10 protein-coding genes, 1 tRNA gene and 1 pseudogene are annotated in these 10508 nt (G+C 64.8%); 4 read left to right on the forward strand and 8 right to left on the reverse strand.

Features of this window, described 5'->3' with window-relative positions; all coding sequences use genetic code 11:
• Together fumC and map are read left to right on the forward strand one after the other, a co-directional pair.
• A pseudogene (fumC, locus tag ACLPJJ_RS11020) lies at positions 1 to 347 on the forward strand (class II fumarate hydratase); the annotation flags it as partial.
• A gap of 72 nt (positions 348 to 419) precedes the next feature.
• Entirely contained in the window at positions 420 to 1220 is an 801-nt protein-coding gene (gene map / locus ACLPJJ_RS11025; RefSeq protein ID WP_443591034.1) for a type I methionyl aminopeptidase, read from the forward strand.
• A 77-nt stretch (positions 1221 to 1297) separates the two neighbouring features.
• Here the strand turns inward: map and hpf are convergent, their stop codons facing one another.
• The 8 genes from hpf to ACLPJJ_RS11065 form a co-directional block, all read right to left on the reverse strand.
• On the reverse strand, positions 1298 to 1906 hold the full coding sequence (gene hpf, locus ACLPJJ_RS11030) for a ribosome hibernation-promoting factor, HPF/YfiA family (protein ID WP_443591027.1): 609 nt from the start codon (positions 1904 to 1906) through the stop codon (positions 1298 to 1300).
• A 55-nt stretch (positions 1907 to 1961) separates the two neighbouring features.
• Positions 1962 to 3455, reverse strand: a complete 1494-nt coding sequence (gene rpoN, locus ACLPJJ_RS11035) for an RNA polymerase factor sigma-54 (RefSeq protein WP_443591028.1) — start codon at positions 3453 to 3455, stop codon at positions 1962 to 1964.
• A gap of 90 nt (positions 3456 to 3545) precedes the next feature.
• Complete coding sequence (lptB, locus tag ACLPJJ_RS11040; protein ID WP_443591029.1) at positions 3546 to 4295, reverse strand: LPS export ABC transporter ATP-binding protein; 750 nt, start codon at positions 4293 to 4295, stop codon at positions 3546 to 3548.
• Positions 4292 to 5194 carry an LptA/OstA family protein gene (locus ACLPJJ_RS11045; protein ID WP_443591030.1) on the reverse strand — a complete coding sequence of 301 codons (903 nt, stop codon included), beginning with the start codon at positions 5192 to 5194 and terminating at the stop codon, positions 4292 to 4294. The genes lptB and ACLPJJ_RS11045 overlap by 4 nt, the downstream gene beginning before the upstream one ends.
• Complete coding sequence (gene lptC / locus ACLPJJ_RS11050; RefSeq protein WP_443591031.1) at positions 5191 to 5844, reverse strand: LPS export ABC transporter periplasmic protein LptC; 654 nt, start codon at positions 5842 to 5844, stop codon at positions 5191 to 5193. The genes ACLPJJ_RS11045 and lptC overlap by 4 nt, the downstream gene beginning before the upstream one ends.
• Positions 5841 to 6857: a KpsF/GutQ family sugar-phosphate isomerase gene (locus ACLPJJ_RS11055; RefSeq protein WP_443591035.1), complete on the reverse strand. Its 1017-nt coding sequence runs from the start codon at positions 6855 to 6857 to the stop codon at positions 5841 to 5843. The genes lptC and ACLPJJ_RS11055 overlap by 4 nt, the downstream gene beginning before the upstream one ends.
• Positions 6858 to 6920: 63 nt before the next feature.
• Positions 6921 to 7550, reverse strand: coding sequence for a ribonuclease D (locus tag ACLPJJ_RS11060; RefSeq protein ID WP_443591032.1), 630 nt, complete (start codon positions 7548 to 7550; stop codon positions 6921 to 6923).
• A 29-nt stretch (positions 7551 to 7579) separates the two neighbouring features.
• Positions 7580 to 7666 (reverse strand) — tRNA-Leu (locus tag ACLPJJ_RS11065).
• Between the two features lie 213 nt (positions 7667 to 7879).
• On the opposite strand from ACLPJJ_RS11065, the gene ACLPJJ_RS11070 reads away from it, so the two are divergent.
• Together ACLPJJ_RS11070 and ACLPJJ_RS11075 are read left to right on the forward strand one after the other, a co-directional pair.
• Positions 7880 to 8827, forward strand: coding sequence for a complex I NDUFA9 subunit family protein (locus ACLPJJ_RS11070; RefSeq protein WP_443591036.1), 948 nt, complete (start codon positions 7880 to 7882; stop codon positions 8825 to 8827).
• A 199-nt stretch (positions 8828 to 9026) separates the two neighbouring features.
• Positions 9027 to 10460 (forward strand): NAD(P)-dependent oxidoreductase, encoded by a 1434-nt coding sequence (locus ACLPJJ_RS11075; protein ID WP_443591033.1) that lies wholly within the window; start codon positions 9027 to 9029, stop codon positions 10458 to 10460.
• The last annotated feature ends 48 nt before the right edge of the window (positions 10461 to 10508 follow it).

Genomic DNA, 10508 nt, shown 5'->3' on the forward strand with positions numbered 1-10508 from the left:
GCAGCCAGGGCAATTTCCAGCTCAACGTGTTCAAGCCGGTGATGCTGCACGATTTCCTGGACGCCGCCAGCCTCCTGGCCGAGGCGCTGGAGAGCTTCACCACCCATTGCGCCGAGGGCATCGAGCCGGCGCGGGAAAAGATTGCCGAGAACCTGGAGAAGAACCTGATGCTGGTGACGGCGCTGAACCCGCATATCGGCTATGAGAAGGCGGCGCAGGTGGCGCTGAAGGCGCATCACGAGGGGCTGACCCTGCGTCAGGCGGCCTTGGCCCTGGGCGTGGTCACACCCGAGCAGTTCGAGGCCTGGGTCAGGCCCGAGGCGATGACGGGGCCGCTGCCCAGATAATCGTCCTTGTTTTGGCACCCGCCATTTGCATGTGATAAGGCTTGGCTATCGATAGATTAGGATGTTTTGATGATGGATGGCGGCGCCGAATCCCGGCGGATTGTGCTTCATGGGCCGGAGGATTTCGCTCCGATGCGTTTGGCTGGCCGTCTGGCCGCCGAGACCCTGGATATGATTGGGGAGCATGTCGTCCCCGGCGTGACGACCGAGCGGCTGAACCAGATCTGCCACGACTTCATCATCGCCCATGGCGCCATTCCGGCGCCGCTGAACTATCGCGGCTTCCCGAAATCCATCTGCACCTCCATCAACCATGTGGTCTGCCACGGCATTCCGGGTGAGAAGAAGCTGCTGGAGGGTGACATCATGAATATTGATGTCACCGTGATCCTGAACGGCTGGTATGGCGATTCCAGCCGCATGTACGTGGCGGGCACGCCCAGCACCCGGGCCAAGCGGCTCATCGAGGTGACTTACGAGTCACTGATGCGCGGTATTGCCCAGGTGAAGCCCGGCAACACTTTCGGCGATATCGGCTACGCCATTCAGAACTATGTCGAGGCGCAGCGCTTCTCCGTGGTGAGGGATTTCTGCGGCCACGGCATCGGCCAGAATTTCCACGAGCCGCCCAACGTGCTGCATTACGGCCGCAAGGGGGAAGGACCGGTACTCAAGCCCGGCATGTTCTTCACCATCGAGCCGATGGTGAATATCGGCCGCCCGGAGGTGAAGGTGCTGGACGATGGTTGGACAGCCGTGACCCGCGACCGTTCGCTCTCGGCGCAGTTCGAGCACATGATCGGCGTGACCGAGACCGGGTATGAGAACTTCACCCTCTCGCCGAAGGGCTACACGGTTCCGCCCTACGTTTAACCAGTTTATGGTTAATTTTTGTAATAGGTTGATCTAAAAGAAAAACCGGCGGGGTTTGGCCCCGCCGGTCAGTTGTTTCAGGCGGCGGTGCCGGGATCGATCCAGCCGACATGCCCGTCCGGTCGGCGGTACACCACGTTGAGCTGGCCGGTCTTGGCGTTGCGGAACATCAGCACCGGCTGGAACGCCAGATCCATCTGCATCACCGCGTCGCGCACCGAGAGCGTGTCGATCGAGGTGGCGGATTCGGCGATGACCGCGGCGTGCAGCGCCTCGTCATTCGCGGCCGTGGTGGCCTCGTGTTCGTGCTCGGGTTCGTGCTCGGGTTCGGCCTCGTGCTTCAGCACATATTGCTTGCCGGCCTGCGGCTTGGCGCGGGTGCCGTTATCGCGGGCATGCTGGGACACGCGGCGGCGGTAGCGGCGCAGGCGGGTGGCGATATGCTCGGCGGCGTCGTCGAACGCGCCATGGGCGTCGGCGGCTTCACCCTCGCCGCGCACGGTAATGTTGCGCCCAGCGTGGAGGTTGATGTCGCACGTGAAAAAGCTGCGCGCCTTGCTGAAGGTAACCTGCGCTTCCAGCGCCTGGTCGAAATACTTGCTCGTGATGCTGTCCAGCTGCTTGTTCACGTGAACGCGCAGTGCATCCGACAATTCGACTTGTTTACCTGAGACCGTTAATTGCATGGTCTTCTCCCGACTAGAACGGCTCGAAACTTATAAGGGCCTCCTTAAGCCCCCTCTAAGCGGGCGCCTTATCCCGCTTACGCTGCGCCGAGCCTGGTATACGCAACGCATCCCGGTATTTGGCCACGGTCCTCCGTGCGATGTCTATGCCTTCTTTTTGCAATAGAGCTGCGATGGCATCGTCTGACAAAATATTTTTCGGGTTCTCGGCGGCGATGATCTGCCCCACCCGGTAGCGCACTGTCTCGGCGGAGTGCATCTCGCCATTCGCGCCGGCGAGGGCGGTGGTGAAGAAGAATTTCAGCTCGAAGATCCCGCGCGGCGTGGCGATGGACTTGTTGGAGGTGACGCGGCTGATGGTGCTCTCATGCAGTTCCACCTCGGCCGCGATGTCGCGCAAGGTAAGCGGACGCAGATGCGAGATGCCGTGGCGGAAGAAGCCATCCTGGCGGCGGACGATCTCGGCCGAGACGCGCAATATGGTCTGCGCCCGGGATTCCAGGGCCTTCACCAGCCAGGTGGCGCTCTGCATCTGCTCGGAGAGGAAGCCCTTGGTCTCGCGCGAGGCGGAGGCCAGAATCCGGGCATGGAAGCCGCGCCGGATCAGCAGGCGGGGCATGGTCTCGGGGTTGATTTCCAGCAGCCAGTCGCTCTGGCCATCCTCGGTGATGGGAGCGGGGCGCATCAGCACGTCGGGGATGAGCGGGCGCAGCGGCTCGGTGTCGAACCCGGTGCCGGGCTTCGGGTCCAGCCGCTTCAGCTCGGCCACCATGTCGGCCATGTCCTCGGCGTCCACGCCGCAGATCTCCTGCAGGGCGCGCAGCTCGCGCCGGGCCAGAAGCTCCAGATTGTTCAGCATCGCCTGCATCGCCGGGTCCAGCCGGTTCAGCTCGGCAAGCTGCGCCGCGAGGCATTCCGCCAAGCTCACAGCGAACAGTCCTGCTGGGTCGAAGCGCAGCATTTTCGCGCGCACGGCCTCAAGCTGGTCCAGACTTACGCCAAGCATGGCGGCGATCGCCTCCGGCGCCTCGGCCAGCCGCCCGGCCCCATCCATCGCCGCGATCAGCGCCGCGGCGATGGCAAGCTCGGCACGGGTGGTAAAGGCCAGCCGCGCCTGCTGCTCCAGATGCTCGCGCAGGTTCGGCTTTTCCGCGCCCAGCGCATCGACCGGGTTCCAATCCTCGTCCCCGCCGGCCATCGCGCTGCCATAGCCATCGGCGCCGGTGCCTGCGTCATACACATTGCTGACATCGATATCGAGCGGTGCCTTGTCGGCCTCCGGCATCATCCCGCTGCTGGCGAAACTGGCGGCATCCGGCACTTCGGGCTCTGGCGGTGCGGGGGCAGCACTTTCCAGTGCGGTTACGGTTCCAACCCCGTCATCGCGTTCAAGCAGCGGATTTTTAAGCAATTCATCCTCGATAAAGGCGCTTGCCTCGAGGTTCGAGAATTGCAGCAGCTGGATCGCCTGACGCAACTGAGGCGTCATCACCAGCGATTGAGATTGCCGCAGATCCAGGCGCGGTCCGAAGGATGGAGCAAGAGCCATGCCAGAAGGCTAGTGCGTTTTCATTCGCTTTCCAAGCGAATTTGGCCCGAAAACTGCATAGTACGCAGACGGCCCGCGCGGGAACCGGCTTTAGAGGCTGAATTTCTCGCCGAGATACACGCGGCGCACATCCTCGTTCGCCACCACCTGCTCCGGATTGCCCTCCATCAGCACTTGGCCATCGTAGAGGATATAGGCGCGGTCGATGATCTCCAGCGTCTCGCGGACGTTATGGTCGGTGATCAGTACGCCCAGCCCGCGATGCTTGAGATGCGAGACGAGGTCTCGGATCTCGCCCACGGCAATGGGGTCGATGCCTGCCAGCGGCTCGTCGAGCAGGATGTAGTTCGGCCCGGCGGCCAAGGCGCGTGCGATTTCCACACGCCGCCGCTCGCCGCCCGAGAGCGCCAAGGCCGGGGTGCGGCGAAGATGCGAGATGCTGAATTCCGCGAGCAGGGCGGAGAGGATGTCCTCGCGCTTGTCGCGGTCCGGTTCCACCACCTCGAGCACGGCCATGATGTTCTGCTCGACATTGAGGCCGCGGAACACGCTCGCCTCCTGCGGCAGGTAGCCGATGCCAAGGCGCGCCCGGCGGTACATGGGCAGGCTGGAGATCTCGGCGCCGTCCAGCGAGATGGTGCCGCTATCAGGCGCGATCAGCCCGACGATCATGTAGAAGGTGGTGGTTTTGCCGGCGCCGTTGGGGCCGAGCAGGCCGACGGCCTCGCCGCGCTTCACCGAGAGGGAGACGTTGCGCACGACCGGACGCTTCTTGTAGCGCTTGCCGAGGCCGGTGGCGACGAGCCCGCCCTGATTGATCACCGGGGATGTAGCAGTCACTGGCTGGCTCCGCCGCCCGAGTTGGGGACAATGACGCCGGAAACCTGTCCGCCCGGGGCGGCAAGCAGGGTCGCCACGCCGGTCTTCATGTTCACCAGCGCATCGGCGCCCGCCAGCTCGTTCGGCCCGTGGATGATATGCACATTGCCACCCAGCCGAGCCAAGCCGGTGGGGGGCAGGTAAACGCCGGAATCGCCGGTCGCGGTGTCCGTGTCGGTCTTGATGACCACATGGCCAACGGCTTCGACCTTTTGCAGCTGGCCGGTTCCGGCCAGCCCGGGCGCGCTCCCGCCGGAGGCGGGCTGGGGCGAGGCGCTAAGATAGCCGGTGATGACATCTGCGGCGATGGAGCGGCCGTTATTGGTGACGATCAGCGCATTGCCGCGCGCCACGGCCATGTGCTTGCCGGAGTAGTACTCCACGGATTGCTGTGCGGTGATGGTGTCCTGTGGCGTCGTCAGCTTCAGGGCCGAGCCGGTGAGCACCAGCACCTGGCTGTCCATGCTGTAAACGGCGCGGTCGCCCCAGGCGTTATCCGTGGCCGTGTAGATATGCACGTGGCCGACAGCCTCCAGCTCATACAGCTCGCCGCCGCCCTGTTCCAGTTCCGAGGCGCCAGGCGCTGCCGCACTGGTGCTGGTGTTCGCCGGGGCGGGCGCGCCCTGCTTCTTGCGGTAATGCGCCACCAGCTCATCCGCCACCACGGTGACGTTGCCGCGCACCGCCCTGGCGCCGCCGGTGGCGGTGATGGTCTGGCTGTCCTGCGACCAGGTGATGCCCTGGGCCGCCGAGATATTCACCGGCTGCGGCGGGGCGCCGGGCGTGCCGCCGAGGTCTAGGTTTTGCGCCGCGGCGGGGGCGGCAAACAACACCGCGAGGGAAAAGAGCAAAAATCTCATTGCGCCTGCATCAGGGTCAACGTGGCGGGGCCGATGAAGGTGATCTGCGCGCCATTTCCGGTGAGGGAGAAGCCATTGGCGGCGGTAAGGGTGCCGAACGGCCCTTGCACCTGCACGGGGTCGGAGGAGCTGGCGCTGCCCGCGCGCAGGTCGATATTCGCTGTCGGCACCGTCATGGTCGTGCCGTCATTGCGATAGAGCGCGACATTGCCGGAGAGTGCCAGCATGTCGGCCTTCTGCTGGTACAGCCCGGTGTCGGATTTCAGCATCAGCCAGGAGCCGGATTTCAGCGTGATGTCACCTTCCGGGTTGATCAGCGCCAAGTTGTTGCCGTCCTGCTCCACGGCGCTGTCGGCGGTGACGGTGAAGGGCTGCCCGTTCTGGTCTGTGCCATGATACTTGGCGCCGAGCAGGCGCGAGGCCGGGGTGGAACCCGCGTTGGCCTGCACATGGTAGGAAACGCGGTCGGCATCCGGGCCGGAGCGCCAGTACGGGGCCAGGGCCAGCGCCACCAGCAGCAGCGCCGCCGCCACGGGCAGCAGCTTTTTCAGCAGCGAGACGCGGGCGTGGCGCCGCGTCAGGTTGGCCGGGGCCTCGGCATCGCGCCGCCGGATGTTGTCGATCAGGTTCTGCCGGGCAAGCGGTGTCATACGAACCCCGCCCGCAGCAGGTCGTGAATATGCAGAATGCCGCGCACCATGTTGGCGTCATCCACCACAAATAAGGCAGTAACAGGGCGGGATGGTGCGTTCATCTCCCGCAGCGCATCCTCGGCCAGCGCCTCGGGGGCGATGCTCTTCGGGCTGCGGTTCATGATCTCCTCCACCGGGCGGGAGAGCAGGGTGGGGCTCATGGCGCGGCGCAGGTCGCCATCCGTCACCACGCCGAGGAGCTTCTGCCCCTCATCCACCACGCCAAGCAGGCCAAAGCGCTTGGCGGTCATGGTGATCAGCGCCTTGTCCATGGTGGTGCCGGGGGGCACCAAAGGTAGCTCGTCGCCCTGGTGCATCAGCTCACGCACGCGCTTGAGCCGCGCGCCGAGCTTGCCGCCGGGGTGGATGTCGCGGAAATCCTTGGCCGTGAAGCCGCGCCGGGCGAGCAGTGTGACGGCGAGGGCGTCGCCCAGCGCCATCTGCATGGTGGTGCTGGTGGTGGGGGCGAGGCCGATTGGCCCGGCCTCGGGGGCGGGCGGCAGCAGCAGCGGAATGTCCGCCGCCTGGCCGAGCGTGCTCTCGGCTACCGAGGTGACGCCGATCAGCGGCAGGCCGATGCGGTGCGCGTGGCCGACGATCGCCGCCAGCTCCTGCGCCTCGCCGGAGTTGGATAGGGCGATGACCGCATCCCCGCGCACGACCATGCCAAGGTCGCCATGCGCGGCCTCGGCCGGGTGCACGAACAGGGCAGGCGTGCCGGTGGAGGCCAGGGTCGCCGCGATCTTGCGCGCGACATGGCCGGACTTGCCCATGCCGGTGACGACGACGCGGCCGGTGACGGCGAGCAGCGTGTCGATGGCGGTGAGGAATTTATCGCCCAGCGAGTCGGCGAGCGCGGTCAGCGCAGCCGCCTCCGTGGCCAGCACGTCGCGTGCGATGGCAAGGCCGCTGGAGCTGGGCAGTGCGGAGTCCGCCACAGCGGTTTGCAGGGTTGTTTCGCCGCGGCTCATGTTCGCGGTATGAACAGCCGCGCGGCCGCGGTCAACCATGTCTTCATTTGCCCCGACGGCCCTTCAGTGCTCGAACAGGTCCGGCTCTTCGTAGCCGAGCAGGTCGAGCTTCGCGCGTGTAGGCAGGAACTCGTATGCCGCCTGGGCGATTTCAAGCCGGTTCTCGCGGATCAGCAGTGCCTTCAGGCGGTCCCAGATGATGTGCAGATACAGAACGTCGGATGCCGCGTAGGTCCGCTGCTCCGGGGTGAGGTCCACCGCGCCCCAGTCGCTGGTCTGCTGCTGCTTGGAAATTTCCACGCCCGCGAGGTCGCGACACAGATCCTTCAGCCCGTGCCGGTCGGTGTAGGTGCGCACCAGCTTGGAGGCGATCTTGGTGCAGATCACCGGCGCGGTGACGACGCCGAGGCCGTTTTCCAGCGCCGCGATGTCGAACCGCGCGAAGTGGAACAGCTTGATGACATTGGGGTTGGTGAGCAGGGCCTTGAGGTTCGGGCAGTTCGCGCCCTGGCCGCCGAGGGATTCGGGGATGATCTGCACGAGATGCGCCGTGCCGTCGCCGCTGGAGAGCTGCACCAGGCAAAGCCGGTCGCGCCGCGGGTCCAGGCCCATCGTCTCGGTGTCGATGGCGACGATCGGGCCAAGATCCAGCCCTGCCGGAAGATCATGCTTGTGCAGCTGGATCCCGTTCATGTTTTTCACCTTGGATTTTTGAAGAAAAATGGTGCCCAGGAGAGGACTCGAACCTCCACGCCCTTGCGAGCGCTAGCACCTGAAGCTAGTGCGTCTACCAATTCCGCCACCTGGGCTTAACCATTTTCTTAAGCCGCCCAATTCAGACTGCACAGCTGATGCCGTTTCGTCATCGGGAGGCTTCGACTTTGCCGAAGCATCGTGGGAGCGGCGTTTAATGCGCCCTGAGAGCCACGTCAACCCGCGCTTGAGAGATAAACCGTACGGGCCTAGAACGAAAGCACGCCAAGGCTACGACCTGAACACGATAAAAAGCGAGGTTTTGCATGCTGTCTGACCGTAAAATTACCACCGTTTTTGGTGGGTCTGGATTTCTGGGCCGGTATGTCGTGCAACGCCTCGCGGCGCTGGGTTACATCGTGCGAATCGGCGTGCGGGACCCGGAATCGGCCAAAATCCTCCAGCCGATGGGCGATGTCGGGCAGATTGTGCCGCTCTACGCCCCGGTGACGGACGAGGCCGCGGTGGCCCGCGCGGTGGAGGACGCCGAGCTGGTCATCAACCTCGCCGGTATTCTGGCGGAACGCCACAAGGGGGATTTTTTCCGCACCCACGCTGATGGCGCGGGGCGAATCGCCCGGCTCGCCCGTGCGGCTGGGGTGAGGCAGCTTATTCACATCTCCGCCATCGGCGCGGACGCGGCCAGCGCCAGCCAATACGCGAAGACCAAGGCGCAGGGCGAGGTGGCGGTGCGCGGCGCGCTCCCCGGCGCGGTGATCCTGCGCCCGTCCATCATGTTCGGGCCCGAGGATAATTTCTTCAACCGCTTCGCCGCCATGGCCACCGTATTGCCGGTGCTGCCCATCGTTCACGGCGCGACGAAATTCCAGCCGGTTTATGTGGGCGATGTGGCGGACGCGGTGATCGCCTGCATCAGCGGCCATGCCGGGCAGACCTTCGAGCTTGGCGGGCCGGAGGTGAAGAGCTTCGCCGAGCTGCTGGCGATGACGCTGGAGATCATCGGGCGGCCCCGCCGGGTGTGGGACATGCCGGTGGGGCTGGCCCGCTTTCAGGCTGGTTTCCTGGAACGCCTGCCCGGCAAGCTGCTGACCAACGACCAGATCATCCTGCTGGAGCACGACAATGTGGTGGCAACCGGCGCGCCGGGGCTGGAGAGCCTGGGAATCGCACCGACGCGGATGGATTTGATCCTGCCTGGCTATCTTGCCCGCTATCGCGTGGGCGGCAAAGGCCGGGAAGCCGCTTTTCAGGAGTAGTACTAAAAGCGGACCTAATATTGACGTGTTGCTGACGGAAAAGCAATTAATCTCAGTAATTTTTAGAAAATAGGGCATAATAGCTGCCTTAATATGAAAAAAGTGCTGGCAGTCCACCAAAAACATGGTTAATACGCTGCTGCATTCAACCTGAGGGCGGCGCCGCCGTGTGCCGCCCCGTTTTTAACGAGGCGGAGTCATGGCCGAGCGCATGCTGAAATTCATCAATCTGCCCCAGCAGACGCCGGAAAAACGCGCGGCTGCCGAGCGCAAGGCGGATTTCGACGAGATCTACGAGGAGTTCGCGCCGGATGCGGCCGCGGCCCAGGCCAGCCGTTGCAGCCAGTGCGGCATTCCGTTCTGCTCGGTGAACTGCCCGCTCGGCAACAACATCCCGGACTGGCTGAAGCTCACCGCCGAGGGTCGGCTTGAGGAAGCGTATGAGCTTTCCTCGGCAACCAACACATTTCCCGAGATTTGCGGCCGCATCTGCCCGCAGGACCGGCTGTGCGAAGGTAATTGCGTGATCGAAAAAGGCTTCGAATCGGTCACGATCGGCGCGGTCGAGCGCTACATCACCGATACCGCCTTCGATAAGGGCTGGGTGAAGCCCATTCGCCCGGCGGCCGAGCTTAGGGAGCATGTCGGCATCATCGGCGCCGGCCCGGCCGGCCTTGCTGCGGCCGAGGCGTTGCGCAGCCAGGGCTATCAGGTGACGGTGTACGACCGCCATGACCGCGTGGGCGGGCTGCTGATCTATGGCATCCCCAGCTTCAAGCTGGAGAAGGACATCGTGCTCCGCCGCTGGAAGTGGCTGGAAGAGGGCGGGGTGAAGTTCGTGCTCAACGCCGATATCGGCGGGGCCATCCCGTTTGCCGAGCTGCGCCGCAAGCACGACGCGGTACTGGTCGCCACCGGCGTGTACAAGGCGCGCGAGATCGGCGGCCCGGGCGCCGGGCTGCCGGGCATTGTCCGCGCCCTGGACTTCCTCATCACCTCCAACCGCAAGAGCCTGGGCGATGCCGTGCCGGAGTTCGATTCCGGGCTGTATGACGCCAAGGGCAAGGACGTGGTGGTGATCGGCGGCGGCGATACCGCGATGGACTGCGTGCGCACCGCCATCCGCCAGGAGGCGAAGTCCGTGACCTGCCTGTATCGGCGCGACAGGCAGAACATGCCGGGCAGCTTGCGCGAGGTGAAGAACGCCGAGGAAGAGGGCGTGACCTTCACCTGGCTGGCAGCACCCGAGGCCTTCCTGGGCGATAGCCATGTGACCGGCGTGCGCGCGGTGCGGATGCATCTGGGCCTGCCGGATGCATCCGGCCGCCAGGCAGTGGAGCCGATCGAGGGTTCGGCCTTCACCGTGAAGGCCGACCTCGTCATCAAGGCGCTTGGTTTCGACCCCGAGGATATCCCCGGCGCTTTCAACGAGCCGCAGCTGGCGCTGACCGGCTGGGGCACACTGAAGACCCACCCCCGCACCTTCGAGACCAGCCTGCCCGGCGTGTTCGCCGCCGGCGATATCGTACGCGGCGCCTCCCTCGTCGTCTGGGCGATCCGTGACGGGCGCGATGCCGCCGCCGCCATCCACAAGCATTTCACTGCCGCCACCCAGGCGGAAGCCGCGGAGTAAGATAACAATGAACCACGAAACCGCCCCCGAATTCCTCGCCGCCTGGGA

Origin of the sequence: Acidocella sp., from assembly GCF_052326845.1 — a bacterium.
Classification (GTDB): Bacteria; Pseudomonadota; Alphaproteobacteria; order Acetobacterales; family Acetobacteraceae; genus Acidocella.